This window comes from Rhodococcus sp. Leaf233, assembly GCF_001426165.1.
GTDB lineage: Bacteria > Actinomycetota > Actinomycetes > Mycobacteriales > Mycobacteriaceae > Rhodococcoides > Rhodococcoides fascians.
Window position 1 is genome coordinate 76926 of the sequence record NZ_LMRO01000003.1, and the last position, 25048, is coordinate 101973.

Below are 25048 nucleotides of genomic sequence, written 5' to 3' on the forward strand. Positions count from 1 at the left end.
TCACATTGACTACCCAGCAGGGGCGAGTAGCCGGCGAGGCCGACACCCGGGTGATGTCGGTCGACCGGAGAAGTCGGGTCGGCGGGAGATCGAGCCCAGTCGTGCCACTCCAGTCCACTCAACGTGACATTCACCCCCGAAAAGGCCACCAAATGTCACATTGACTACCCAGCGGGGGTGAACTACCCAGCGGGGGTGGCTACCCAGCGGGCTGGGTCAAGCGGCAGATCGGGTGCGTAGTTGTCGGTATCGCGTGCTGATGTGTCGTGCTGCGGGCAGTTCGATCCAGCGGTAGATGATTTCGGCGAGTGCGGCGGTGCCGGTCAGGAAGGCCAGGACGGCGGCGGTGGGTCCGAAGTGCGGTTCCACGGCTGCGTAGATGCGGTAGAGCACAAGTGTGTGGATCAGGTAGATGGCGTAGCTGCGGGTGCCGATCCAGCCGATGATGGGCCAGCGGGTGATGGGTCCGTCGTATCGAGCCAGGAGCAGCACGGTGCCGGTGACGACGAGCAGTGACCACAGGTAGGTCTCGCCCATCCAGAAGGTGTGGACGTCGATGGCGAGGCGGATCACTTCGATCTGTGCGACGACGCCGATGACGATCCAGCGCCAGGTGACGAGTTTCGCCCAGCCGAGGTAGAAGATCTGGCCGAGGAACAGGGTGGGCAGTACTCCGGCGACTTTGGTGAGGAACGGGATGGTGTACGGCTGCGGCAGGTAAAGGTTCCAGAGGATCACCAGTGTGCAGAGTGCAGCTCCGATGAGGGGCACGGTGATCGGGCTTGCTCGGAGCGCCGAGCGCATTGCGACGCAGTAGAGGTAGAACACGATTTGCACGACGAGTGTCCAGGTGACGCCCAGTACGGCGACCTCGGGTCGGAGGAAGAAGCCGCCGAGGAAGAAGCTGAGTACGGCCTCTCCGTTGCTGATTCCGGGTTGTCCGCTGAACATGCCGTTGACGCCGAGTTTGACGAGTACGACGGCCAGGGCGATGGCGAACCAGAGGGCGGGCACGAGTCGGGCGAGGCGCGCGACCATGAAGTCCCGACGCGATTGCCGCATAGCGGATCGGGTGATGAGCAGTCCGGTGAGCAGCATGAACATGCTCACGCCCACGAAGGAGAGGTGGAGGTTGAGGCCGATGTCGTCGATGAGGACGAGGTTGACGATGTCGAGCATCCACCAGTCGCCGCCGACGTCGTCGAGTAGGTAGAACGAGATGTGCGAGTAGAGGACGGCGCAGACGGCGATGACGCGCAGGAGATCGGCACCGTTCATCTGGACGCGGGGCGCGGTCACGGGCGGTGCGGCGGCGGACTCGTCGACCGAATTTCGGTTCGGACGGTCCCCTTTCACACCCTCGAGTTTAGGTTCCGTTCATGGTGTGGACCAATTCGGCGCTGTTACGCAACTATTTCGTGACAATCGCAGGTTTTCGCAGCCCAGGAATTCGACTGTCTTGTTCACGTGGATTTATTCCGAGAAGAGCATCTCGGTTACAACGGTTGCACAAGGGGTAGGAATGAGATTGGGTTGAACCCTACGAAAGATCCGCAGTAGGACGAACGTGCCCGCATCACGCGATGGGCACGGCGTCGTTAGAGAAGGGAACCACGTGTCCGAGTACACCTTGCCCGACCTTGATTTCGATTACTCCGCCCTCGAGCCGCACATCTCGGGCGAGATCAACGAGCTCCACCACTCCAAGCACCACGCCACCTACGTCGCCGGTGCCAACACCGCGCTCGAGAAGCTGGCTGCAGCCCGCGAGGCCGAGGATCACGGCAGCATCTTCCTGCTGGAGAAGAACCTCGCGTTCCACCTCGGTGGCCACGTCAACCACTCCATCTGGTGGAAGAACCTGTCGCCCAACGGTGGCGACAAGCCCGAAGGCGAACTCGGTGCCGCGATCGACGACCAGTTCGGTTCGTTCGACAAGTTCCGCGCACAGTTCACCGCTGCTGCCAACGGCCTGCAGGGCTCCGGCTGGGCAGTGCTCGGCTACGACTCGCTGGGCAAGAAGCTCCTCACCTTCCAGCTCTACGATCAGCAGGCCAACGTGCCGCTGGGCATCATTCCGCTGCTGCAGGTCGACATGTGGGAGCACGCCTTCTACCTGCAGTACAAGAACGTCAAGGCCGATTACGTGAAGGCGTTCTGGAACGTCGTCAACTGGGCCGACGTCCAGGCTCGTTTCGAGGCCGCCACGTCGAAGACCCCGGGCCTGATCTTCCCGTAGGTTTCGAGATTGCCGCACGACGCGCAATCGCATACAGGGCCACCGCGTTCGACGCGGTGGCCCTGTCGCATTTCGAAGGTCACGCCCTCCCGGCGGCGGGCACCGACCCGATGGTTGCGACGCCGTGGTCCGGTCTCGCGACGTCCTCGGAACGGCAGGTCGTTCGGCGCGGGGGCTCGGGATCGGGTGTCACGTGTACCTGCACGCTTCCCGACGTCGTCACCACCACAACATCCGACGCGACATCGGACGACGTGACATCGGACGGGTGGACGTCGTCGATGCCGGTGAGCCCGTATTCGGTTCGTACTGCGTGTTCGGCGATCTGGGCGACGGTGTCGTCGGTGCAGCGGCCTCGGTAGTGGCGCAGCGTGAGGTGCCCGCGGTCGTGGTCGTCCACGACGGCCTGCGCGTTGGTCGGTTCGAGGTTGCCGTAGTAGCTGCCGTCGGGCAGGGCCACCATGCCCGCTGCGTATCGATCGCCGCCCAGGTGCGTCGATTCCCATACCCGCCCGCTGGGTCCGGCGAGGGCCGCCGCCACCGGCCGACCGAGCACCGCGCAGCACGGATCCTTTTTTCCGTGCGTGCAGACGAGGTAGAGCCGCTGGTCGACGCGAGTCCCGATCCCAGGTGGGGTGCCCGCCGCGGCGGCTTCGAGCGGTAGTTCGAGAATCTGCTCGACGGTATCGACCGTGTATTTCTCCAGCCACGGGCCGCGGCGACCCGAGTGCGCGAGAAACACCTGTCGCGTCTCGGTGGGTTCACGCCTGCCGTGCGTTTCTCGCACCAGTTGCGGGCGTATCCCGACGGCCTTGCAGCGACGCGAGAGTTCGGTGCCGATTCGACCCAGCGGCCCGTCCGGCCCCCACGGTTCACGCCCCCACGGGCCTCGGTGCTCGATCAACACCCAGCCGTGTGCGCGTGCAGCTGTCCCGCGAAGCGGTTCGTCGTTCTCGCGCGCCACTGCAGCGCAGCCGACCCAGCGTTCGGATGCCGGCACGTCAGCCCCCGATTTCGGTCGCGGTCTCGACCAGGGCCTGGGCAGTCAGCACGTTGCCGAAGAGAAAATTCTTGGACGGCAGCTCGGTCACCCGAGCTCCGAGACCGGTGAACAGCGGGTTCTGTCGCAGTTGCGCCACGGCGTCCTCCGTCCCGGCATCGGTGAGCAGAAGGATGTCGTCGGCCGCCAGCACGTCGATCAGTTCCGGGCTGACGTCGACGGTCTGCACCGCGTCTGATCCGCGATCCTGCTGTGCGGGCGCGCGGTAGCCGAGATCGGCCAGGACGGCGTAAGGAAACGATCCGTCCTGCGTCATGTACCGCAACGAGTCGGTGCGCACTCGCGCGACGGTCAACGTGCTGTTTTCCCGAGGTGAGCGTGACTCGGATTCGTCGACCGCCTGTCGATAGTCCGCCAGCAAACCGTCGGCGATCTCCTGCCGATCGAAGATTCCCGCCAGCTGCTGCAAGGTGTTCTGCCACGAGGCCGGGGTGTATTCCACGACGACGGTCGGCGCGATCGGGGCGACCCGGTCGTACAGCGCTCGGTTGTCCTCACCCGTCGTTCGCATGACGATCAGGTCCGGTGCGGCAGCCGTCAGAGCCTCGATGTCGACGTCGGCGTCGACGGATCCGATGTCGATCGGTTCGGTGGTGAGCCGATCCCGGACGACGGGTGCGTAGTCACCGGTGAGCGGCGGCTTCACTGCCGCGACGGGTTGGATGCCCAACGCGACGACGGCTTCCAACGTGCGGTCGCCGTCGAGCACGGCCACGCGCTGTGGATCGACGGGAACACTCGTCTCATCGAACGCATGCTGCACGGTGCGAACCTCGCCGCCGGTCTCGCCCGGGGTCGATTCTTCCCGACTGCATGCGGCGACAGTCAGCAGTAGCGCCATGGACAGCAACGAGACGACGGTTCGCCGGGCGGATCCTCTGTTTTTCACCGCAGCAGCGTATCGGCTGGCGAGCCGCCGTGGGCCGGCTACGTTTTCGGCTGGCACTCTCCCCATCTTGTGTGCCAGCCGTTTTCGGGTCATTCTTCTCCTTACCCAACGTCGTGTACCCGGCTTCTGCCTCGTACCTGTCTGGGAGGGATGCGCAATGGACGATCGAGATCTCATCGGTGTCTCGCCTTTTCACGCCGCCGGTCTACTGCGCGGGTTCGTGATCTCCGGTCGTTGGCCGGACACCACCAAGGAGTGGGCTCAATTCCTGGCGCTGGCCGTCCGGGTCGCGTCGATGCCGGGTCTGTTGGCGACGTCGACGGTGTTCGGGGTGCGGGAGGAGCTGCCCGAGGATCCGGAGCCGGGGACGGTCGGCCTGGTGTTGGCCGAGGGACCGGTGATCGGCGATTTCGCGTTGGCTCCCGGGCGGTTCTCGGACCATCAGCCGGCCGCGTTGCTGATGCTGCATCCACCGTCGGAGACGACGCCTTCTCTGCCGGAATGTGCGGGCGCGGCCTCGGGTTGCGTTCTGCTGCCCGGTCTTCCGCATCTGGGCCTCGATCACCGGGCCGCGTGGGTGGAGGCAGAATCCGACGGCACCGTGACGTCGATGATCAGTCGGGTCGGCCTCGATCCGATCAGCGATCCCGACACCGCAGTTTTGGCGATGCTCCTCGCATCCTGACCGCTCCCCGTACACGATTTTTCGGGTCCCCAAACTTATTGGCGCATTGGACAATTGGAGAAACGGCACTTAAAGTCGTCTGCAGCGAAGGGGAGTAGCCCCCAATCAACGTGTCGACATACTGGTCGTTTTCCACGACCCGGCACCTGAACCGGTACTTCCGGTGGGCGAGACCTTCGGTCCGTTCGACGACCGAGGAGTCTGCTGTGCTGTCCGCTCTACTGTTGAGTTTCGCTGTCATTTTCGTGGCCGAGCTGGGTGACAAATCCCAGCTGATGGCCATGACGTTCGCCTTGCGCTACAAGTGGTACGTCGTCATCGGCGGCATCACGGTGGCCACGACCGTCGTGCATCTGGTCTCGGTCGCCGTCGGCCATTTCCTCGGTGTGTCCATCCCCACCGAAGCCATCTCGATCGTCGGCGGGCTCGCGTTCGTCGTGTTCGGTCTGTGGACCCTGCGCGGAGATTCGCTGTCCGACGACGAGGGTGCCAAGGCGTCGCGAGTCACCAAGTCGGCCTTCCTGGCCATCGCGTCCGCGTTCTTCCTCGCCGAACTGGGCGACAAGACGATGCTGGCCACCGTCACTCTGGCCGCCGACAACGACTGGGTCGGAGTGTGGATCGGCTCGACAGTAGGCATGGTCGCCGCCGACGCCCTCGCTATCGTGCTGGGTGCCGTTCTCGGAAAGCATTTGCCGGAACGGATGATTCAGTACGGTGCGGCCATTCTGTTCTTCGTCTTCGGCGCGGTCCTGTTCTTCGAGGGACTGATGCCGGGTACGTCGGCTCCGTACGTGGCGGCCGCAGTCGTGGTGGCGATCTCGGCCCTCGTCGTTGCCGCTGCGTTCGTCCGACGCTCCCGCAGCGACGCTCCGCAGGAAGTGGAGAAGCGCAGCACCACCGAAGACGTCTGACCTTGGTTTACACTCCTCGCGGAGGAGTGAATGAACGACAACCTGCAGGCGACGGGTAGCGACGCGGCACACCGTTCGACCGATCGGCTCATCAGGATCTTCGGCCGGTTCGTCGGTACCGGCTACGCGGCGTATCTACTGCTGCTCGTTCCTGACATCGCGCGCAGCAGCGTCACGGTCCCCGGGTGGTGGACCCCGGCCGCCGTGATCGTCGTGTTCGGTACCGGTCTCGCGTTCGGAGCCTTCACCTTTCACCCGAGCATCAGGGTCAGCCAGGTTGCGGGTTCGATCGCAGCGTTGGCATTCCCGGTCATGGCCCTGCTGTGGTGGGTGGCCTGGGACGGGACCACCTTCGATCGGAGCGGAATGTTCCTGTCCGCATTCCCCGGCCTGGCCTCACTCGCGGCCGCGACCGTGTGGCGACCCATCCCGGCATTCGTGCACACGGCCGTCTCGGTGGTGATCGTGCAACTGATCAATCAAGCTGTGCGAGAGCCGTTTCCTCGCAGCAACATCATCGCCGAAATATTCTTCGGTCTGATGTTCTGCACGGTGTTCGTCGCCGCGACTCTGGCCGCACTGCGTACCGGTCGCATTCTCGACGCCACCATCAGCGCCACCCACGGCGATGCCGCACGGGCGGCTGCGGCGAATGCACGCGAAGTCGAACGGGAACGGTTCGACGCCCTCATCCACGACGAGGTCATGTCGTCACTGCTGGCGGTCGCTCGCCAGGGCCGCACTGCCAGCCTGGCCCGTCAAGCACGTTCGGCATTGGCCCATCTGGACGGACTGCACACCGACACTGCGACACACGATTTCACCGTCGACGACACGATCGCTCTGATGCGGGCCTCCGCATCGACGGTCGACGAGTCGATCGATTTCAGGGCCCGCGAGGACCCCGCCGATTCCTCGGCGAACTACCCTGCCGATGCGGTCCGGTCGATCGCGGGCGCACTAGCAGAAGCACTGCGCAACAGCGTCGTTCACGCTCAGGCGTCGACCAGATCGGTGACGGTCGAGCTGGCCCCGTCGGCACTGCGAGTCATCGTGCGAGACAACGGTATCGGCTTCGATCGACGCTCGGTGCCTCCGCACCGACTCGGCGTCGCCGTCAGCATCGAGGGGCGGATGCGTCAGCTCGACGGTGGTTCGGCCGAGATCGACACCTCCCGCCGCGGAACCACTGTGCGATTGAGCTGGGCGCGATGAACGGCGAGGATGTTCGCGACCTGCTGTCGATGAAGTCGGGGGCCGCGTACGCCGTCGCCGGCTTCTACATCCTCGCGTGCGCCGTGTGTGCGTCGGCGACGCTGAAGGGTATGTCCGCGGTGTGGCCGCCGTTCGTCTCGGTGCTGGTGTTCTCGGCCGCGGTCATCCTGCTGCTCAGAGCGCCGGGGGATCCGCTGAGCCCACGGTCCACGGCGTTGCTCACAGTGTCCGGGCCGGTGGCCGCGTCGTTCGTCTTCGCCGTGGTGCCGGTGCCGCTGACCGGCAGTCTGCAGTCCTGGCCTCTGGGTATGTCCGTCGTGATCTACACGTTCATGTGTGTCCGTGGCCGCACGCCGGCCGCGTGGTTCGGACTCGCGCTCACGATGTCTGTCGTCGTCGGTTGGGCAGCCTGGACGGGTCAAGGCGCACTGTTCGGGTTGTCGTTCAGCGCCATCAATATTGCTCCGTTGTTGATGGCGACGTTCTTCGCCTTCACCATCCGACCCCTCGGTGCAGCGATCTTCGAGCTCCGTGAACAATCCACCATCCGCATCGCCGCCCAGGCCGCCGCTGCGGCGGTACTCGAAGAACGCGACGCGCGCCTGGCCAGCCTCGATACGCTCGCGCGCCCGCTCCTGCAGCGCATCGCGGACGGCCCCGACCTCACCGACGAGGAAGTCCTGGCGTGCCGACTCCTCGAAGCCGAGCTCCGCGACACCCTGCGGGCCCGCGGGCTCGTACTGCCCGAGTTGGCCAGAGCGGCACGCTCGGCTCGCGCCCGTGGCGTCGAGGTCACGATGCTCGACGACCGAAGCCCCACAGCATTGAGCGAGAAGGTCCGCAACGACATCGCGGCGGGGGCGTCGAGCAGTCTGGACGGTGCCGTGACGGGATCGGTGACGGTTCGCTTGCTGCCTCCGGGCCGACCGGCCGCGGCGACGATTCTGCTCGACGACTTCGGTGACGGTGCCCAGCGAGTCGAGTACGACGACTCCGGCCGCATTCTGCCCTGATCGGCGGGCACGGGAGTGAGGTTCCGTCCTGCCTGGTGTGGGGCCGGAGCCGACCCTCATCGGCCGCCGTCCTACTACTCCTGGCCGGATGCGGTTTCGTCGAGGCCGGCCCGTCGCAGCCGGCCGAGGCGATAACGTTGGCTGCATGTGATGGAACGACCACGATTCAGTGTCACCGGGGCACGGGCTCCCGTCGGGATGCAAGGAGTTGGCGATGAATTTTCCGATCGGAACAAGGTGGGTCTTCTTCTGGTCGGCACTGACGCTGCTGTGGACCGATGTTTCCGTGAGTCGAACTCAGGACGGTGAGTTTTCGATCTGGTCCTGGGTGGCTACTTGTTTGTTTGCTGCGGCCGCAATCCTGACCGGGCTTCGTACATTTCGCCGCAGAAGTGATGACGAGCGCAGAAGTGACAACGAGCATGGACTCACGAATCCGTAGGGAGTATCACCGTCACTCGAAGGGCGGTAGGCCGACCGACCCCTCGGTGCGGGAGAGTCGGGTGCGGGAGAGCGGGGTGCCTGGGAGTGGGGTGAGGTCCCCCGCCGGTTATGGTGCAGAACACAGCGTGGTCGCTGCCTGTGCCGCGACCCGACACCGCTAACGAAGGGGATCGTACGACGTGGAGATTTCAGGAACAGCAGCACTCGTCACCGGTGGCGCGTCGGGCCTCGGAGCAGCAACCGCAGCACGTCTGGCAGGCGCGGGCGTCACGGTGTTCGGTCTCGATCTGCCGCAGTCCATCGAGCGCGCCGGAGACGGCGTCCCGGACGGGGTGACCTTGATTCCCGCCGACGTCACCAGTGAGGCCGAGGTCGAGGCCGCACTGGACACCATCGTCGAGTCCGGTGTGCCGCTGCGCATCGTCGTCAACTGTGCAGGCGTGGGCTGGGCGGGTCGCATCCTGTCCAAGAAGGGACCGCACGATCTCGAGCTGTTCCGCACGGTCATCACCATCAACCTGCTCGGCACGTTCAACGTGATGCGGCTGGCCGCCAACCGCATTCAGTCGCAGTCCACCGTCGACGACGCCGGCCAGCGCGGCGTTGTCATCAACACCGCATCGGTCGCCGCATTCGAGGGTCAGATCGGCCAGATCGCCTACACCGCCTCCAAGGGCGGCGTGCACGCGATGACCATCACTGCGGCCCGCGACCTGGCCCAGGTCGGCATTCGCGTGAACACCATCGCCCCCGGCATCGTCGACACCCCGATGCTCGCCGGTGTCACCGAGGAATACCGTCAGGGCCTCGAGGCGTCCGTGCCCTTCCCGTCGCGTCTCGCGCAGCCCAGCGAGTACGCCCAGCTGGTGCAGATGATCGCCGAGCACGACTACCTCAACGGCGAAACGATCCGCATGGACGGCGCGATCCGGATGGCACCGCGCTAGAAGTCCTTTCGCGTGTGGCCCCGACTTCTCGGGCGCGGGGTCACACGCGAGCGCGCAGGTCCGCCACGGTCGGGATCTCGTGCTCGGCGCGGTCGGACATCCACTCGCGCAACACTTTGGTGGCGAGCACATCGTCCTCGTTGTAGACGAGTAGCCGTTCTCGCTGGGTGTGATCGGGATCGGCGTCGTATCCGACAGCCTCGCGGTACCAGCCCATCGACGCCTCGCCGCCGGCTTCCTCGTCGCGCCAGGAGAATCCGGCCACCGGGGCAATCTTCTTCAGCCCCTTGCCGTTCGGGCAGATGAACTGGTCGCTGACGGCCTGATAGATATCCACCCACTGCTCGCTGTCGATGAATTCGCGTATCTGCGCCTCGGTGGGCACTCCGGGGACGTCGGCGAAGCGTCGGGCCGAGTCGAGTAGCCATTTGTCCTCGGCTTGTCGCGAATAGCAATACGCTGCAAAGGTTTTCCCGCGAGCCGCGGCATCGGCTCGCGTGTCCATCAACCAATTCCAGAACACCGCGAACGAGCGTCCTTCGTCGACGGTGGGCAGCGGATCCCACGTGACAAAGCCGCGATACTCCGGCGGCGGTCCGCCTGCCTCGGTGAGGAGCGTGCCCCACAGGTACGCACCGTGCTCCTGATAGCTCTCCATGTCGACGTCCACCTCCACGTCGGCGCGGTGGACCGTCACGGTCTCCGATCGACGCAGCAGCGGCACGTCGGCACGCCAAGCCAACGCCGCGGACACCGCGTCTTCGAAGTTGCCGAAGGGCCACTCCTCGGGAGCCGGACCGGTCCATTGCGCCAGCTCGTCGATCGTCCGCACTCCCACGCTGCGCAGTACGTCCGCTCGGGATCCCGATGCGACGAGTGAGACGTCGCGGGCCGCCACCAACTGTGGCTTGCAGTCGAACCACCAAGCACACGAACGGCATTCGCTGATCTGCGAGGGAACGGTCACCGCGTCACCGCTCGCGACAGCAAGCCGGTCCGCGAAGCGAATATCGTATTCGTCGAGCGCGGCAGTCAGGTCGTGTACCAACACGCACTCTCCGCGATAACCCACTGCGCCTCCGACCGGGGTGGCCGTGGCCAAGCCCTCGTGGGCGAGCATGCGGTACAGGTGCGCGAGGCGGAGCTGATCGCGCAACTGGCTGCGCACCTTGCGGGTCTCGTCGACGGCGGGAGCCCAATGCGTGAGCGGTGTGGTGCGCGCACCGCGCCCGGGGTCGGTGACCTTGTGATTGACGACGATCACCGGAATGTAGCCGCCCGACGCGTCACGCACGAGAAGCTCGCTCCGTCCGCGGCGGCCGGTATCGCGTTCGAGTGGCAGAACTGCGTTCCAGATACGTTCGACGCCTGCGCTGCAGGCCGCGACGGTCGCATCGGCCGCAGCACGGGCCGTGGGCTCGTCGATCTCGGTCCACTGCATGGGGTCGGCCGCTGCCAACTGCGCGCGAATGTTCTGGCGATGCGCCTGGGCCGCCTCTCGGCGTTGCCGCACCCCGGGATTCTCGGGTTCACCGCGCAGGAGCGCCCCGTAGGCGGTGTCGAGATAGAGCCGGTGCCGACATCGCGTCAACGATCCGGCGTCGAGCAGCACAGGTGCGTGCGACGCTGCCGCATCTCGTTGACCGTTCACACCGCTAGACATTAGGTGAGCCCTCCGACAGCCGAAGAAGAACAGCTGCCTATTAGGCTGTGTGGAACGCACCGTTACCGCCTAGCAGCACATGTCAGGAGCCTTGTCGATGGGTCTGTTCCGTAAGCGCAAAGGTCGTGCCACTCGCAAGGCGGAGGCGAAGGCCCTCAAGCACAAGGCCACTCTGGAGGCGAAGCTCGGCGCGAAGAACGAGCGCAAGCAGCTGAAGTCGATCGCCAAGGCGCAGCGCAAGCTCAGCGCGGTGGAGGCGAAGTCGCAGAAGAATGTCGAGAAGGCGCAGGTCTCGGCGTTGCGGGCTCAGCAGAAGGCGGCTGCGGCCGGCACGCTGAACGTGGCTCAGATTCGTAAGTATCTCGGTATTGCTCGGCTTCTGCTGCCGGTGCTGGCTCCGATCGCCTACCGCGCTGCCACCGTCGTTCGCGGGCAGCTCGACAACCGCAAGGCGCAGCAGCTGGGTGTCGCACCCGATCAGCTGAGCGAGTACTCGGGCCACGGCGGCAAGCTCAGTGCCCGGATCGCCGGTGCCGAGAAGTCGCTGAGCACCATCGGATCGCGTCATTCGGATCCGGAGACCAAGAGTTTCGGTGCCGCGATCAGCGAGCGTCTCGACGATCTGACCACCGCTGTCCGCGCCGCCGAGCAGATGCCGCCGGCACGCCGCAAGACTGCCCACGCCGCCATTTCCGCTGAGCTCGACGGCATCGAAGCGGACGTGCTCGCTCGCCTCGGCGTGCGCTGATCTCACCGACCATCCGATGACCGACGGCTCTGCTGCACCGCTTCGCGGCGGAGCTGTCGGTACGGTCACCGCCGCGCTGGCGGTTGCTGCGCACGGAATGGCGGGCGGCGGCTATCTCAGCAGATCGGGCCTGGCTCTGCTGATCGTGGTCAGCCTCGGCGTCGGTGCCATGACTGCCGTTCCGCGTCGCTCGACTGTTCTGTTGCCCGCCCTGATGGGTGGCCAACTCCTCGCTCATACCGCACTGAGCCTGAGCGACATGGCCGGCATGTCGGGCTCGTCACACAGCCATTCGCTGCTGCCCAGCGCCGCGATGATCGGCTTTCACGCGGCCGCGTCGCTGGTCGCCGCGCTGTTGATCGCCGCAGCCGAACGTCTCTACGGCCCGATCACATCGATTGTTCGTGCCGTTCTCGCGCTCCTCGCTCCCCTGCCCGACGGTTCTGCTGTCGGTCGCGTCCGGTTCTCCGTCGCGATGCCGTCGGTGCACGGTATTGCCCTGGACTGGGCCATTTCTCGTCGTGGGCCTCCGATGTCGATCAGCTCGTAACTCTGATCCGACATCCTCTTTCCACCTCCGTACAGAAATGACCCAACACTCATGAAGAGTTCCATTCCGCGTGCCTTGTTCGTATCCGGTGCCACCGTCGGCGCACTGCTGATCGGCGCAGGCGCAGCCTCCGCCCATGTGGTCGTCTCCGCGCCCGACGCCGCGCAGGGCGGCTACTCGGTCCTGACGTTCCGCGTCCCCACCGAGTCCGACACCGCATCGACCAACTCGGTCAAGGTCACCTTGCCCGGCCTCAATTCTGCTCGCACCCAGCCCATTCCGGGGTGGACGTCCACCGTCGAGAAGGACTCCGCCGATCTCGCCGTGTCGGTGACCTGGACGGCGAATCCCGGTGCCGAGGTCGGTCCGGGCCAGTTCCAGCAGTTCCTGCTCTCCGCGGGGCCGCTGCCCGAGCAGGAAACCGTGTCGTTCCCGGCCACCCAGACCTACACCGACGGTGAGGTCGTGCAGTGGAACGAGCCGATGACCGAGGACGGCAGCGAGCCCGAATTGCCCGCTCCCACACTGACCCTCGCAGCGTCGAGCGGTGACGCACACGGCGGAGCCCACGCCGAGACGACGGACGCAGCCGAGCAGACGTCCACGTCCTCCTCGGACACCACCGCCCGGTGGATTGCCGGTGCCGGGCTCGTTCTCGGTGCCGTCGGCGCCGGCCTCGGAATCGGTGCAACCGTACGGAGCCGACGCTCGTGAGGGCGCTGACCGTGTCCGCCAAAGCCGTGGTCGTATCGGCGGTGGCCTTGCTGGCACTGCTGATCGCGGCTCCGATGGCCTCGGCTCATTCGCAGGTCACCGGGTACAGCCCGGCCGACGGCTCCTCGCTCGACGCATCTCCGGCGACGGCATCGGTGACTTTCAACGAGGTGCCGCAGTCGCAATTCGCAACGCTGAACGTCGTCGGCCCCGACGGCAACATCTGGTCGAAAGGCGATGCTCGCATCGAGGGCCAGAGCGTGGTCGTCGATGTCGGCGATCTGGGCCCTGCCGGCGAGTACACCCTCGCCTACCGGATCACCTCGGCAGACGGTCATCCGGTGAGTGGCACGGCCACGTTCACGCTGACGCAGGAAGGGTCCGGAACACCCGGGGCACCGGCCGATGCGTCGGGCACCTCGGAAGAATCCGAGGACGGGTTCCTCGGCGGTTACGGTCCCATCGCGCTGGTCGTGGTTGCGGTCCTCGCCTTCGGCGGAGCATTGGCATTCGCACTGCGTAAGCCGAAAGACCAGCGTAAGCCGAAGAGCGAGAAGTAGATCCGACGTGGCTGCGGTGAGCGAGAGGAGCGTTCGGCTCGTGCTCGCCGCCGCAGCCTCGGCGGTGGTGGGGGTCGCGGCAGCGTTCGCACTGGCGTACCCCACCTTTCCCAGCGGGTCGTCGTGGCTCCGCGTCATCGCTGTCGCGTCGGGTTCGGTGGTGTTGGGGTTCGGAATTCTCGCTGTCCTGGACGGTAATTCCGCATCTCGACGCCCCGCCCTCGACTCGCTGGTGATGTGGCGGTCGATCGGGTTCCTGTCGGGTCTGTGGGCGGTGGCCGAGTTCGTCCTGTTGGCAGCGGCCGCAGCCGAGGCCGAGGGCCGAGCAGTGACGGCGCTGTCGCCGAGTGCATTTGCGGCCTTCGTCGCGTCGATCTCCGTCGGTCGACTCGGCGCGACGACGGTGCTCCTCGCGCTCGTTCTGTGCGCCATGGGCGTTCTCGGATATCGACGAGACGCATCCTGGTCCCCGGTTCCCGTGGTCACACTGGCGGCGCTGGCCCTGGTCGCGCGACCGATCACCGGACACATGTCGCAATTCGCATTCGGGTCCATTGCCGTTGCCGTGCATGTGGTGTGCGCCTCGGTGTGGCTCGGTGTGCTCGGCGCGATGGCGCTGAGTCTGCGGACCAAGACAGCGTGGGCGACGCTTTTGCCGGCCTATTCCCGGATCGCACTGTGGTGCGTCGTCGGGGTGACCCTGACGGGCGTATTCGACGCGGTACTGAAGTTGGAGAGCCCGGCGGCTGCGATCGAGACTGGTTACGGCCGAATCGTTCTCGCCAAAGTCGTGATGACCGTGATCCTGGTGGCCCTGGCATCTCGGATCCGCCGCACGTGGTTGCCGACCGCCACTGCGCACCGCTCCACGGCGGACTACTCGGTGCGGCGAGCTGCCGCTCATGTCTGTCTGCTGACGGTGGCGTTCGGACTGGCGGCGGCGTTGGCGACCACGGCGTAAGGCCGGAGTGCAGCCAGCGGAATGACCAGGAAAAGCCGGAGTGCAGCCAGCGGAATGACCAGGAAAGCGAGTCTGTCGGGGCTCTGTACTAGCCTGAGTGCATGCCGAAGTTGACTGTGGTGCCGGGTGGTTCCTCGGTGTCCGCGCGCGATCGGATTCCCACGGTCGCCGAGTTCTTCGCCGGTATCGGTTTGGTGCGAATGGGCTTGGAGCAGGCCGGTTTCGAGGTGTGCTGGGCCAACGACATCGAGCGCGACAAGCACCACATGTATCGCCAACACTTCGGTGACGACGCGGCCCATTTTCAGCTCGGGGATGTTGCCGGCACGCGCGGCGACGATCTGCCGGACGGTCTGTCGTTGGCATGGGCGTCGTTTCCGTGCACGGATCTGTCGTTGGCCGGGGGCCGGGCCGGTCTCGCGGGCAAGAACTCCTCGACATTTCGGCACTTCACTCGGGTGTTGGACGAAATGGGTGACGGTCGTCCCGAGGTGGTCGCGCTGGAGAACGTCGTCGGTCTGGCCACCAGTCATGGGGGCGACGATCTGGCGGCCGCGGTCCGTGAGCTCAACGAACTCGGCTATTCGGTGGACGTCCTCACCATCGATGCTCGACGGTTCGTCCCGCAGTCCCGTCCTCGTTTGTTCCTGATCGGTGCGCAACATCCGCCGGAGGATGCCCGCGATCCCAACAGTGAACTGCGTCCGGATTGGTTGCAGGCGGTCTACGGCGATTCGACGCTGTCGACGCATCGGGCTCCGCTGCCCAGCCCGCCGATCCCGTTGACCAGTGGTCTCGGCGATCTGGTCGAGCGGATGGATTACCGCGACGAGCGCTGGTGGGATGCAGACCGCACCGAGGCGTTCGTACGCTCGTTGTCTCCGATTCAGTTGCAGCGCATCGAGATTCTGAAGAAGGCGCGCAAGGTCAGTTACCGTACCGCCTACCGTCGTACCCGCAACGGCGTCGCGGTGTGGGAGGCTCGCCCCGACGACATCTCCGGCTGCCTGCGTACTGCGCGCGGCGGGTCGTCGAAGCAGGCGGTGGTCAAGATCGGCCACGGCCGGTTGCAGGTGCGCTGGATGACGCCTCTCGAGTACGCCCGCTTGATGGGCGCCGGCGACTACACGCTCGGCGGTCTGCGGAACAACCAGGCACTTTTCGGTTTCGGTGATGCGGTGTGCGTTCCGGTGGTCGCGTGGCTGGCGGAGCACTACCTGATGCCCCTGGTGAACGGGACACTCGGTTCCATCGCGCCGAATGCGACTGCTGCGCATGTCCAGTCACGGTAAGTCCTCGCTGCGGGCGTCGGCGGTCGCGCCGCGCAAGAGCAGTCTGCCTGCGGACGATGTGCAGTCATTTCGAGCTGCACTGCGAGAAGTGCTGAGCGAGAAGGACGATCGAGGACGCGTCTGGTCGGCGGCCAAGTGGGGCGTGTATGCGTTCTACGACTACGACGGCGAGCCGATCTACGTGGGGCAGACCAAGGAGAAGCTCAGCGTTCGGGTACAGCGGCATCTGACCAATCAGCGGACCGACGCCGTCGCGATGCGCGTGCTGGACGTGTTCGAGGTCGCGGAGATCGAGATCTGGCCGCTCTGGCAGTACGAGGACCTCAAGAAGTCAGACGGCGCAGAACGATTCCGCGCAGCCGAACGAGATTTGAACGCCCACGAGTACACGGCGTACCTCGAGGCCATCGACAAGTCGCGGCACAAGGCGATCCTGAACGAGAAGATCCCGCCGGTCTCCGAGCCCATCACTCTGCCCGCGTCACTGCGGCGGTCACTGATCTCCGAGCAGACCCGAATAGAGCGCGGGCACCCCGACATTCGGATCGCGCGACGCGCGGAGACCATCTCCCGATTGGCTGCGGTCACTCGCGAGCGCGGTGAGGTGTCCGAGGGTCTGCGACGCGTCCTGGTGGTGCAGGCGGTGCGTCTGGCGTATTTGTCTGCGGAGCGACTCGCCTTCGTCGAGGGTCACCCCATTCCCGATCCCGCGGCCATCGACGTCACCGCCCTGGTGGGTTCGGTGCTGCACGAACGTAGCGATCCCGAGGATCCGGACGACCCCGGAGACCCAGAGGACCTACCCGAGCCCGACGCCGAACTGGACCTGTTCAGCGACTACTGACTCCCGTCGCCGTAGGCTCGACCTGTGCCGCTTCCCCCTCACGTTGCCGATCTCACCAGCATCGATCTGTTGCTGTCGGTGGCAGAGCTCGGCAGCATCGGCCGTGCCGGACACGCCCACGGCATGTCGCAGCCCGCGGCAAGTTCTCGCATTCGCGCGCTGGAGCGTCGCGTCGGAGCGCCGTTGTTGAAGCGAGGCGCACGCGGAACGGTGCTGACGGAGTTCGGCGAGCTCGTCGCGAGCTGGGCAGCGCCGGTCGTCCGGTCGGCAGAGGACTTGGCGACGGCGATCGCCACGCTGCACGCCGAGCGCATCGGTCACCTGCAGATCGCGGCCAGTCAGACTGTCGCAGAGTATCTTCTGCCACGCTGGCTGGTCACGCTGCATACAAAACTGCCCCAGATCGTGCCCACGCTGAGCTCGGGCAATTCGGCGGTGGTCGCCGCGACGGTGCTGGCCGGAGACGCAGACCTGGGGTTCATCGAAAACCCCAGTGTCCAGGCCGAACTCACGTACCGCACCGTCGCAACCGACGAACTGGTTCTCGTCGTGGCACCCGGACATCCGTGGGCACGGACTGCACCGTCGACCGCGCAGGTAGTCGAGACGGCGCTGGTCACCCGCGAGGCCGGGTCGGGAACCAGGTCGGTGTACGAGAGTGCGGTTGCTGCAGCAGGTTTCGGCCCGCCCACGACTCCTCTACTGGAAGTGTCGTCGACGACGGCTATCAAGTCCGCTGTGGCGGCGGGGATCGGCGGTGCCGTCCTCAGTTCACTGGCCGTCGCGACGGAGCTGGCGGCGGGCAGTCTGATCGGAGTGCCGCTCCCCGATCTGTCCCTGCACAGAGACTTGCGCGCCATCTGGCGATCGGGCCGTGAGCCCAGTGGCCCGGCCGCAGAACTTCTGACGGTCGCAGGGTCCATCCAGCCATAATCTCCGGTTATGACTGGATGGCGAATTGCTGCCTACCGGACATGGGCCGCGTCGCGCACAGTGAAGTCATGACCGTCCTCGAGTCCGTCTCGTATGCACCCCGGCTGTCGCGCAGGCGGACCGTCGAGCACATCACCCCCAACTGGTTCGCCGCCGTCATGGGAACCGGCATCGTCGCCACCGCGGCCGCCACACTGCCCGTCGACCTTCCTGCGTTGCACGTCGTCGCCGTCGTCGTATGGGTACTCGCTGCCGCAGCACTCGCAGTGATCGGCGCGGCGTTCGTGCGGCATTGGATCGGTTACCGCGCACGCGCAGTCGACTACGCGCAGCACCCGGTGATGATGCAGTTCTACGGCGCACCGCCCATGGCCCTGCTCACCGTCGGTGCCGGGGCCGGCCTGCTCGGCGGAGACCTCATCGGTCCCACGGCGGCGACCGCACTGTTCGCAGTCCTGTGGGTCGCCGGCACGGTCACCGGCCTGCTCACCAGCGTCGCCGTCCCCTTCCGAATGATCACATCCGCTCACCGGGAGCAGGTCACGGCACTACCCGCGTGGCTCATGCCCGTCGTCCCGCCGATGGTGTCCGCGTCGACCGGAGCGTTGCTGCTCCCTCACCTGCCCGACGGCCAGTGGCGGTTGGCGCTGCTGTGCGCGTGCTACGCGATGTTCGGGCTGTCGCTGATCGTCGGAATGCTCACCATGACGTTGATCTACGGACGCCTGCTGCACGGCGGTCTGCCGTCCGTCGACGCGGCTCCGACGGTCTGGATCACGCTGGGTTTGATCGGCCAGTCGGTCACGGCGGCCAATCTGCTGGGCAACGATGCAGCGATGGTGTTCACCGGTGCGCAGTCGTCGATCGCCGTCGGGCTGCACGTCGTCGGGATCGGCTACGGACTGATCATGGGCGGGTTCGGCGCGCTGATGTTCGCACTGGCCACTGCGCTGACCGTCCATGCGGCACGGAGGAAGATGAGCTTTTCACTGACGTGGTGGTCGTTCACGTTCCCGATCGGCACCTGCGTCACCGGAGCGACCGCGATGGGCAATGCCCTCGATTTCGGCGCGGTCCGTGCCCTTGCCGTACTGCTGTACGTCGTGCTCGTGACGGCCTGGATCACCGTCGCTACTCGAACCCTCCGAGGCGTGTGGCGAGGAAACCTGCTGCAGCCCAGCTGATCTCACATGTGCGCGAGCACGTTCACCACATTGCCGCCTGCGTCTCGGAAGAAGAATCGGCGCACGCCCCACTCCTCGTTGGTGATCTCGTACACGATCTCGAAATTCGCATCTACCGCGGCGCGGTAAGCCGCGTCGACGTCGTCCACTTCGAGAGACGCCGACGGATTCACCGGGCCGGTGGGGTCGACGGTGATCAGACTCAGTTGCGCGTTGCTGTCCCCCGGTGACGCAAGTGTGGCGATCCAACCGTGGTTCATCACCACCTCCATGCCGGTGACCTGGACATACGCGTCCAGCGCCGCATCGAGATCGGTGACCGTGAGCAGGGGCATCGCGCGCACAACGTCCATGTTCGGACTGTATCGCCCTCCCCTGGGCCCGGGATCGGCTCCCCAGTTTCGGATTTGTGCCGCCGATCGCAGGCTGGAATCCAGATCGGGGGAGCCGATCCCCCACCTCGGCCCCACCTCGCCACGACGCTGTGACCCACCAGACAGGAATATTGTTTGCTTAGCGCATGTATGTATATATATGGTTGCAGACAGCAAGTAAATCGAACTCAGCGTTGGAGTACTCATGGCAGTTCAATCCACGACAGCGGAATCGCTCGTCGAAGAGGTTTTCCTCTTCGGGCGCACGCTGAAGCGGGCCGTGACCACCGGAGTCGAGGATTCACCGTTGCCGCAGGCGCTGACCGGAGTTCTGGCCATCCTCGCGACAGAGGGTGAATGCAGACAGACCGACCTCGCCAGCAGGCTCTGCGTCAGCCAGTCCGCCCTCAGCCGGCAGATCGCGGACCTCGTCGAACTCGGCTACATCGATCGGCATCCCGATCCGGACGACAGACGAGCGTCCCGGGTCTGCGTGTCGGACGACGGCCAGGCTCGACTGAAACAGATTTGGGACAGGCGAGCTCGTCGCCTGGCAGAGATGTTGAGCGAGTGGAGCGAAACCGAGGCGCTCGATGCCCTCGATTCCATCCGCAAGCTCAACGACACGTTCACCGAAGACGCCCACGCCCAGCACCAGGACGTGGCCCGCATTGAATTGATTGCGAGATAACCAATGACAACATCCGCGGAGAATCCGCCGAATCAGGCAGTCGCCGATCCCGATGCGATGACGCATCGCCAGATCCTCGAAGCCCTCACCGGTCTGCTGGCCGCGCTGTTCACCGCGCTGCTGAGCACCACCATCGTCTCGACCGCACTGCCGACCATCATCGGTGACCTGAAGGGTTCGCAGACCGCGTACGCCTGGGTCATCACCACCGCACTGTTGGCCAACGCCGCGTCGACGCCCATCTGGGGCAAGCTCGCCGACCTGTTCAACAAGAAGGTCCTGGTCCAGAGTTCGATTCTGATCTTCGTCGCGGGCTCGCTCATCGCCGGCTTCGCGCACAACGTGCCGGTGCTGCTCGCCGCACGTGTGGTGCAGGGCATCGGCATGGGTGGCCTGACGGCACTCGTCATCGCCATCATCGGAACCATCGTCTCCCCGCGTGATCGTGGCCGCTACTCCGGTTACACCGGTGCCGTCATGGCCGTATCGATGTCCGGTGGCCCCATCCTCGGCGGCGTCATCGTCGATAGCCCCCTCGGGTGGCGCTGGTGCTTCTTCGTCTGCGTCCCGTTGGCTGTCATCGCCCTCGGCTTGCTGCAGAAGACGCTGCACATCAAGACCGTCCGCAAGGACAACGTCTCCATCGACTGGCTCGGCGCACTTCTGCTGACCGCAGGCGTGTCCGTTCTCCTCGTGTGGGTTTCGTTCGCAGGCAAGGCCGACTACTACGCCTGGATCTCTCGTGAGACCGCGTACCTCGTCGGCGGCGGAGTTGCGCTGCTCGTCCTGACGATCATCGTCGAGGCTCGGCACAAGTCGCCGATCATCCCGCTCAAGATCGTCACCGAGCGCACCACCGGCCTGGCCATCATCGCGTCCATCGCGGTCGGCGTCGGCCTCTTCGGAGCCACCACGTTCCTCGGCCAGTACTTCCAGACTGCTCGCGGCTACACCCCCACCGAAGCTGGATTGCTGTCCATCCCACTGGTATTCGGCATGCTCGTCGCCTCCGTGGGCTCCGGTCAGCTGATCACCAAGTTCGGTCAGTGGAAGCCGTTCATCGTCACCGGCTCCATCTTGCTGGTCATCGGATTCCTGCTGCTGGGCACCATCGACCACGCCACCAGCCTGGTGACGGTCGGCATCTTCATCACCATCGTCGGTCTCGGTACCGGCATGCTGATGCAGAATCTCGTTCTCGCAGTGCAGAACACGGTCAGTGTGCAGAACGTCGGTGCAGCATCGTCGACGGTTGCCTTCTTCCGAACCTTCGGCGGAGCGATCGGCGTCTCGGTTCTCGGTTCGCTGCTGGCAACCCGTGTCGCCGAGAAGTCGGCAGCCGGTCTGGCGCAGCTCGGTGTGGACGGTTCGGCCGGAGGCGGCGGATCGCTCGACCTCACGGCACTGCCTGCTCCGATCGTCAGCGTCATCCGCACCGCATACGGCGACGCGACCGGACGCATCTTCATGATCGCCGGCTTCGTTGCGATCGTCACGCTCATCGCAGTGGTCTTCATCCCGAATCGCCCGCTGCGCAAGACGATCGACATCGCGTCGGCACCGGCGCAGGGACCCGTTACCGATCTGGACAAGACCGATCTCGGCGCTGATGCTCAGGCACAGCCCGAGCGTCGGGAACAGCTCGCCGAGATCCCGTCCTTCGGGGCGACTCAGGATTACGTCGGAGCGCAGTACGGCAACGAACGGCGCTTCGAGCGTCGCAACGAAGGTCGCCACGAGGCTCAGCCGGGTCAGCGTCCCTTCGATGGACTGAGCACCGATGCCCGTGATCGACTGCTCACGCTGCTGCTGCCCCAGCCCGAGGACACGTTGACCGCTCTCGACGAGGCCGAGGCCATTCGCGCCGAGGTGATCGAGCTGCAACAGGAGCTCGACGCCAAGATGCTCGACTTCGATGCAGTGTGCGAGCGACTCCGCCGACTCGGACTCAGCGAGCAGCAGGTGGCTCGGGTGTTGGGAGACAACCACATTCCCGACAGCCACAATCACTACGCCAACGCCGGACTGAACGGCCACAGCGTCAACTGATCTGCCACAGAACAGCGAAAGGCCCCGCACACCCGAAAGGGAGTGCGGGGCCTTTTCTCGTCCGTCTACCGACTACTACCGGCCGGGTATGTACTTCAGCGCTTTGACGAAGGGAGGCATGATCTTTGCCCACAGCTTCGGCGGAAGTCCGCGCGGTCCACCGAGATTGAGCAGGCGGGTCGTCGCGATGGTCTGCGGCTCGGTGTACTTGAGCAGTCCCTCGTTTCCGTGCCTACGGCCCATTCCGGAGACGCCCATTCCGCCCATCGGCGCACCGGTGGTGCCCCACGTCGGCGCGTAACCCTCGTCGACGTTCACCGTGCCCGCATGCAGACGTGCGGCAATGGCCTCGCCCTGAGCCTTCGTCTTGGCCCAGACACTTGCGTTCAATCCGTAGTCGGTGTCGTTGGCCTTCGCAATGGCCTCGTCGACGTCGGCGACGGGGTAGATCGACACCAGCGGCCCGAAGGTCTCGGTCGCCGCACACTCCATGTCCTCGGTGACGTTCGTCAGCAACGTCGGCTCGTAGAACAGCGGGCCGATGTCGGGACGCGCCTTGCCGCCCGCGACGACCGTCGCGCCCTTGACCTTGGCGTCGTCGACGTGCGCCGAGACCGTCTTGATCTGGTCCTCGGAGATGAGGCTGCCCATTTCGATGCCGAACTCGTAATCGGCACCCACGGTCATGTTGCGTACCCGCTGGCCGAACTTCTCGGTGAACTCGGCGGCGATCGACTTCTCGACGTAGATGCGCTCGATGGAGATGCAGAGCTGACCGGAGTTGGAGAAGCAGGCGCGCACTGCCGCGTCGGATACTTCCCGCAGGTTCGCGCCCTTCGCGACGATCATGGCGTTCTTGCCGCCGAGCTCGGCGGAGAAACCGATGAGTCGACGCCCCGCCTGCTCGGCCAGGAGCTGACCGGTGGCCGTGGAGCCGGTGAACATGACGTATTCGGTGTTCTCGACGATCGCGGTGCCCACCACCGAGCCGGGGCCGGGGACCACGGCGAACAGGTCGCGGGGCAGACCGGCCTTGTAGAGCAGCTCGACGCAGGCCAATGCGCAGTACGGCGTCTGGCTGTCGGGCTTGAGCACGACGCCGTTGCCGGCCAGCAGCGCCGGAATGGCGTCGGACACCGCGAGAGTCATCGGGTAGTTCCACGGCGAGATGATTCCGACGACTCCCTTCGGCTGGTACCGAACGCGAGTCTTGGTCAGCACGGGAAGCATGCCGGTGACCTTCTTCGGGGCCAGCAGCTTGGCCGCCGTGCGTGCGTAGTGCCGCGAGGTCATCGAGATGTCGAGGACTTCCTCGAGGGCGGCGGCGCGGGACTTGCCCGTCTCGGCCTGCGCCATGTCCATGAGCTCGTCGCGGTGCGCGAGCACCAGGTCGCGGTAGCGGTGGAAGATCTCTGCGCGCTCGGAGACCGGGCGCTTGGCCCAGGCCGCCTGAGCGGTACGGACGCGCGCGATCGCAGCCAGAGCATCTACAGCCGTACCGACCGGAATGGTCGCCAGCTCCTTACCGGTGAACACCTCGGTGATCGTCTTGGTGGGACGCGAGTCCGCGTCGGGAATGGCGATGAGATCAGCGAGCCGGGAAAAGGTCGCAGTGGACGGAGCAGGCATTTTTGCATCCCTACTGATGAGTAGTGTTCGGAGTAACAGACAACCTACCTGGTCTTCGGCTCAGTTCACAGGGCCGATGTTCCCTGGCCCTGTGGCACGATGGGCGGTGGTCTACTCCGACGTCGGGGCGTTCGGAAGCAACAGGGTGGGGAATCCATGCGCAAGGCACTAGTTCTGGCCGGAGCAGCAGCACTGATGGTGGCATTCGCGGGGTCTGCGCAGGCAGATCCGGTACAAGATTTCATTGCTCCACCGAGCGATCCGGCTGCGTATCTCCCCACGTCACTCGGCGATCCGTGGTTCGATCCGCCGGCGGGATACGAGAATCTCGTGCCCGGCACTGTCCTCGCTCGACGCGATGTCGCGGTGACGCCCGAGGCCTCGTCCGTCCAATTGCTCTTCCGCTCCACCGATTCGAAGAATCGTCCCATCGCAGCGGCGACGACGGTGCTGACTCCCACTGCGCCGTGGACCGGGGGTGGAGATCGCCCCGTCATCGCATACAACGAGGCGACGGATTCACTCGGCAACAAATGCGCGCCGTCGTACACCCTCCCGCGGGGCAACAACAAAGAGATCGATCAGGTCCGGATCCTGCTCGGCCGCGGTTACACCGTGGTGATGACGGATTATCAGGGGCCGCGTCAGGCGTATTCGGCCGGTCTCGTGTCGGGGCACACCGTGCTCGACGGTCTGCGTGCCTCCCGGACTGCAGGCGTGAGCGTGGATGCACCCATCGGCATCACCGGATATTCCGGCGGTGCGATCGCCTCGGGCTGGGCGGCCCAGTTGGCCCCCGAGTACGCACCCGAGCTGAACATCGCCGGAGTCGCGTTCGGCGGCCCGCCGACCGATTACAAGATTCTGCAGACGTCGCTCAACGGCCAGATCGGATCGGGCTTGTTCACTGCGGCGACGATCGGACTGTCCCGGGAGTACCCGGAGATGCGGCAGCTCGCCAACGACAACGGCAAGCGACTGGCGCTGGCGCAGAAGGATCAATGCGTAGATGTGTTGTCCTACAGCGGACTACTGCTGTTGGACCAGCGAAATCTCTCCAACGTCCCGGACGTCTTCGCGCATCCGATCACCACGGCCGTCGTCGAGGAAAACCGCATGGGCCAGACGAAGCCGGACGCGCCGGTGTACATCTACCAGGGCCTGCAGGACTTCCTCATTCCCAAAGAAGGTGCCGAGGCCGTGCAGGATCAGTGGTGTGCAGCAGGAGCGTCGGTACATCTGGAAGAGGTGCCCGGCGACCATTCACTGGCCCAGACCAACGGCCGTCCCGGTGCCTACGACTGGCTGGCGCAACGACTGGCCGGAGTACCCACCTCCGGCTGCGAACGTGTGATTCGCTAAAGGTCCATAACGAATCGTTTTTCGTCTTGACCCTCACGCCACGGGAGGCAGCACAGTGTCCTTCGTGAGTGATTCGTCCGCGAACAGT

At 65.4% G+C, this 25048-nt stretch carries 24 protein-coding genes; 18 read left to right on the forward strand and 6 right to left on the reverse strand.

Annotated features, from left to right (window positions below):
* Positions 1–216 precede the first annotated feature (216 nt).
* Positions 217–1356 carry an acyltransferase family protein gene (locus tag ASH04_RS06495; protein WP_057473107.1) on the reverse strand — a complete coding sequence of 380 codons (1140 nt, stop codon included), beginning with the start codon at positions 1354–1356 and terminating at the stop codon, positions 217–219.
* Positions 1357–1615: 259 nt separating this feature from the next.
* Here ASH04_RS06495 and ASH04_RS06500 point away from each other — a divergent pair, with 259 nt between their 5' ends.
* Positions 1616–2239: a superoxide dismutase gene (locus tag ASH04_RS06500; RefSeq protein WP_019667073.1), complete on the forward strand. Its 624-nt coding sequence runs from the start codon at positions 1616–1618 to the stop codon at positions 2237–2239.
* Between the two features lie 79 nt (positions 2240–2318).
* Here ASH04_RS06500 and ASH04_RS06505 read toward each other — a convergent pair whose 3' ends face one another.
* The gene (locus tag ASH04_RS06505) at positions 2319–3239 is read right to left on the reverse strand and encodes a sucrase ferredoxin (RefSeq protein WP_057473108.1); all 921 of its coding nucleotides are present in this window, start codon (positions 3237–3239) and stop codon (positions 2319–2321) included.
* 1 nt (position 3240) lies between these two features.
* Positions 3241–4188 (reverse strand): ABC transporter substrate-binding protein, encoded by a 948-nt coding sequence (locus ASH04_RS06510; RefSeq protein WP_057473109.1) that lies wholly within the window; start codon positions 4186–4188, stop codon positions 3241–3243.
* A 157-nt stretch (positions 4189–4345) separates the two neighbouring features.
* Between ASH04_RS06510 and ASH04_RS06515 the strand changes: the two genes are divergently transcribed.
* The 5 genes from ASH04_RS06515 to ASH04_RS06535 all read left to right on the forward strand — a co-directional run bounded on the left by ASH04_RS06515 (position 4346) and on the right by ASH04_RS06535 (position 9406).
* Positions 4346–4873 carry a hypothetical protein gene (locus ASH04_RS06515; protein ID WP_027494858.1) on the forward strand — a complete coding sequence of 176 codons (528 nt, stop codon included), beginning with the start codon at positions 4346–4348 and terminating at the stop codon, positions 4871–4873.
* Between the two features lie 206 nt (positions 4874–5079).
* Complete coding sequence (locus ASH04_RS06520) at positions 5080–5787, forward strand: TMEM165/GDT1 family protein (protein WP_032388118.1); 708 nt, start codon at positions 5080–5082, stop codon at positions 5785–5787.
* 846 nt (positions 5788–6633) lie between these two features.
* Positions 6634–7002 carry an ATP-binding protein gene (locus tag ASH04_RS27520; RefSeq protein ID WP_442971188.1) on the forward strand — a complete coding sequence of 123 codons (369 nt, stop codon included), beginning with the start codon at positions 6634–6636 and terminating at the stop codon, positions 7000–7002.
* Entirely contained in the window at positions 6999–8015 is a 1017-nt protein-coding gene (locus ASH04_RS06530; RefSeq protein WP_057473110.1) for a hypothetical protein, read from the forward strand. Before ASH04_RS27520 ends, ASH04_RS06530 begins: the two co-directional genes overlap by 4 nt.
* A gap of 623 nt (positions 8016–8638) precedes the next feature.
* Entirely contained in the window at positions 8639–9406 is a 768-nt protein-coding gene (locus tag ASH04_RS06535) for an SDR family NAD(P)-dependent oxidoreductase (protein WP_057473111.1), read from the forward strand.
* Positions 9407–9446: 40 nt separating this feature from the next.
* Here the strand turns inward: ASH04_RS06535 and ASH04_RS06540 are convergent, their stop codons facing one another.
* Positions 9447–11069 carry a TM0106 family RecB-like putative nuclease gene (locus tag ASH04_RS06540; RefSeq protein WP_057473112.1) on the reverse strand — a complete coding sequence of 541 codons (1623 nt, stop codon included), beginning with the start codon at positions 11067–11069 and terminating at the stop codon, positions 9447–9449.
* A 97-nt stretch (positions 11070–11166) separates the two neighbouring features.
* Between ASH04_RS06540 and ASH04_RS06545 the strand changes: the two genes are divergently transcribed.
* The 9 genes from ASH04_RS06545 to ASH04_RS06585 all read left to right on the forward strand — a co-directional run bounded on the left by ASH04_RS06545 (position 11167) and on the right by ASH04_RS06585 (position 18855).
* A complete protein-coding gene (locus ASH04_RS06545) occupies positions 11167–11817 on the forward strand; it encodes a DUF6474 family protein (RefSeq protein ID WP_027494864.1) in 651 nt (216 codons plus the stop codon).
* Between the two features lie 16 nt (positions 11818–11833).
* The gene (locus tag ASH04_RS06550) at positions 11834–12367 is read left to right on the forward strand and encodes a hypothetical protein (RefSeq protein ID WP_057473113.1); all 534 of its coding nucleotides are present in this window, start codon (positions 11834–11836) and stop codon (positions 12365–12367) included.
* Positions 12368–12418: 51 nt separating this feature from the next.
* Positions 12419–13081, forward strand: a complete 663-nt coding sequence (locus ASH04_RS06555; protein WP_032366718.1) for a YcnI family copper-binding membrane protein — start codon at positions 12419–12421, stop codon at positions 13079–13081.
* Between the two features lie 5 nt (positions 13082–13086).
* The gene (locus ASH04_RS06560; RefSeq protein WP_057473138.1) at positions 13087–13641 is read left to right on the forward strand and encodes a copper resistance CopC family protein; all 555 of its coding nucleotides are present in this window, start codon (positions 13087–13089) and stop codon (positions 13639–13641) included.
* Between the two features lie 16 nt (positions 13642–13657).
* Positions 13658–14602 carry a copper resistance D family protein gene (locus ASH04_RS06565; protein ID WP_235579949.1) on the forward strand — a complete coding sequence of 315 codons (945 nt, stop codon included), beginning with the start codon at positions 13658–13660 and terminating at the stop codon, positions 14600–14602.
* Positions 14603–14703: 101 nt separating this feature from the next.
* Complete coding sequence (locus ASH04_RS06570; RefSeq protein ID WP_230595297.1) at positions 14704–15894, forward strand: DNA cytosine methyltransferase; 1191 nt, start codon at positions 14704–14706, stop codon at positions 15892–15894.
* The gene (locus ASH04_RS06575; protein WP_200937288.1) at positions 15863–16738 is read left to right on the forward strand and encodes a GIY-YIG nuclease family protein; all 876 of its coding nucleotides are present in this window, start codon (positions 15863–15865) and stop codon (positions 16736–16738) included. The genes ASH04_RS06570 and ASH04_RS06575 overlap by 32 nt, the downstream gene beginning before the upstream one ends.
* A gap of 24 nt (positions 16739–16762) precedes the next feature.
* Positions 16763–17671 carry a LysR family transcriptional regulator gene (locus tag ASH04_RS06580; protein ID WP_032388122.1) on the forward strand — a complete coding sequence of 303 codons (909 nt, stop codon included), beginning with the start codon at positions 16763–16765 and terminating at the stop codon, positions 17669–17671.
* Positions 17672–17739: 68 nt separating this feature from the next.
* Positions 17740–18855, forward strand: coding sequence for a TDT family transporter (locus tag ASH04_RS06585; protein WP_052054711.1), 1116 nt, complete (start codon positions 17740–17742; stop codon positions 18853–18855).
* 2 nt (positions 18856–18857) lie between these two features.
* On the opposite strand, the gene ASH04_RS06590 is transcribed toward ASH04_RS06585, so the two are convergent.
* The gene (locus ASH04_RS06590; protein ID WP_032366716.1) at positions 18858–19208 is read right to left on the reverse strand and encodes a VOC family protein; all 351 of its coding nucleotides are present in this window, start codon (positions 19206–19208) and stop codon (positions 18858–18860) included.
* Between the two features lie 226 nt (positions 19209–19434).
* On the opposite strand from ASH04_RS06590, the gene ASH04_RS06595 reads away from it, so the two are divergent.
* Both ASH04_RS06595 and ASH04_RS06600 read left to right on the forward strand, forming a co-directional pair.
* Positions 19435–19920: a MarR family winged helix-turn-helix transcriptional regulator gene (locus ASH04_RS06595; RefSeq protein ID WP_032385330.1), complete on the forward strand. Its 486-nt coding sequence runs from the start codon at positions 19435–19437 to the stop codon at positions 19918–19920.
* 3 nt (positions 19921–19923) lie between these two features.
* Positions 19924–21969, forward strand: a complete 2046-nt coding sequence (locus ASH04_RS06600; protein ID WP_057473115.1) for an MDR family MFS transporter — start codon at positions 19924–19926, stop codon at positions 21967–21969.
* Between the two features lie 75 nt (positions 21970–22044).
* Here the strand turns inward: ASH04_RS06600 and ASH04_RS06605 are convergent, their stop codons facing one another.
* On the reverse strand, positions 22045–23598 hold the full coding sequence (locus ASH04_RS06605; protein WP_032407178.1) for a succinic semialdehyde dehydrogenase: 1554 nt from the start codon (positions 23596–23598) through the stop codon (positions 22045–22047).
* A gap of 156 nt (positions 23599–23754) precedes the next feature.
* Between ASH04_RS06605 and ASH04_RS06610 the strand changes: the two genes are divergently transcribed.
* Positions 23755–24960, forward strand: a complete 1206-nt coding sequence (locus ASH04_RS06610; protein ID WP_235579950.1) for a lipase family protein — start codon at positions 23755–23757, stop codon at positions 24958–24960.
* The last annotated feature ends 88 nt before the right edge of the window (positions 24961–25048 follow it).

Excerpts from the sequence above, each read along its gene's own strand:
- ASH04_RS06550 (WP_057473113.1), top strand. The coding sequence starts at position 11,834 with ATGACCGACGGCTCTGCTGCACCGCTTCGCGGCGGAGCTGTCGGTACG.
- ASH04_RS06595 (WP_032385330.1), top strand. The coding sequence starts at position 19,435 with ATGGCAGTTCAATCCACGACAGCGGAATCGCTCGTCGAAGAGGTTTTC.
- ASH04_RS06570 (WP_230595297.1), top strand. The coding sequence starts at position 14,704 with ATGCCGAAGTTGACTGTGGTGCCGGGTGGTTCCTCGGTGTCCGCGCGC.
- ASH04_RS06540 (WP_057473112.1), bottom strand. The coding sequence starts at position 11,069 with ATGTCTAGCGGTGTGAACGGTCAACGAGATGCGGCAGCGTCGCACGCA.
- ASH04_RS06515 (WP_027494858.1), top strand. The coding sequence starts at position 4,346 with ATGGACGATCGAGATCTCATCGGTGTCTCGCCTTTTCACGCCGCCGGT.
- ASH04_RS27520 (WP_442971188.1), top strand. The coding sequence starts at position 6,634 with ATGCGGGCCTCCGCATCGACGGTCGACGAGTCGATCGATTTCAGGGCC.
- ASH04_RS06530 (WP_057473110.1), top strand. The coding sequence starts at position 6,999 with ATGAACGGCGAGGATGTTCGCGACCTGCTGTCGATGAAGTCGGGGGCC.
- ASH04_RS06610 (WP_235579950.1), top strand. The coding sequence starts at position 23,755 with ATGCGCAAGGCACTAGTTCTGGCCGGAGCAGCAGCACTGATGGTGGCA.
- ASH04_RS06585 (WP_052054711.1), top strand. The coding sequence starts at position 17,740 with ATGACCGTCCTCGAGTCCGTCTCGTATGCACCCCGGCTGTCGCGCAGG.
- ASH04_RS06605 (WP_032407178.1), bottom strand. The coding sequence starts at position 23,598 with ATGCCTGCTCCGTCCACTGCGACCTTTTCCCGGCTCGCTGATCTCATC.
- ASH04_RS06590 (WP_032366716.1), bottom strand. The coding sequence starts at position 19,208 with ATGGACGTTGTGCGCGCGATGCCCCTGCTCACGGTCACCGATCTCGAT.
- ASH04_RS06555 (WP_032366718.1), top strand. The coding sequence starts at position 12,419 with ATGAAGAGTTCCATTCCGCGTGCCTTGTTCGTATCCGGTGCCACCGTC.
- ASH04_RS06575 (WP_200937288.1), top strand. The coding sequence starts at position 15,863 with ATGCGACTGCTGCGCATGTCCAGTCACGGTAAGTCCTCGCTGCGGGCG.
- ASH04_RS06545 (WP_027494864.1), top strand. The coding sequence starts at position 11,167 with ATGGGTCTGTTCCGTAAGCGCAAAGGTCGTGCCACTCGCAAGGCGGAG.
- ASH04_RS06600 (WP_057473115.1), top strand. The coding sequence starts at position 19,924 with ATGACAACATCCGCGGAGAATCCGCCGAATCAGGCAGTCGCCGATCCC.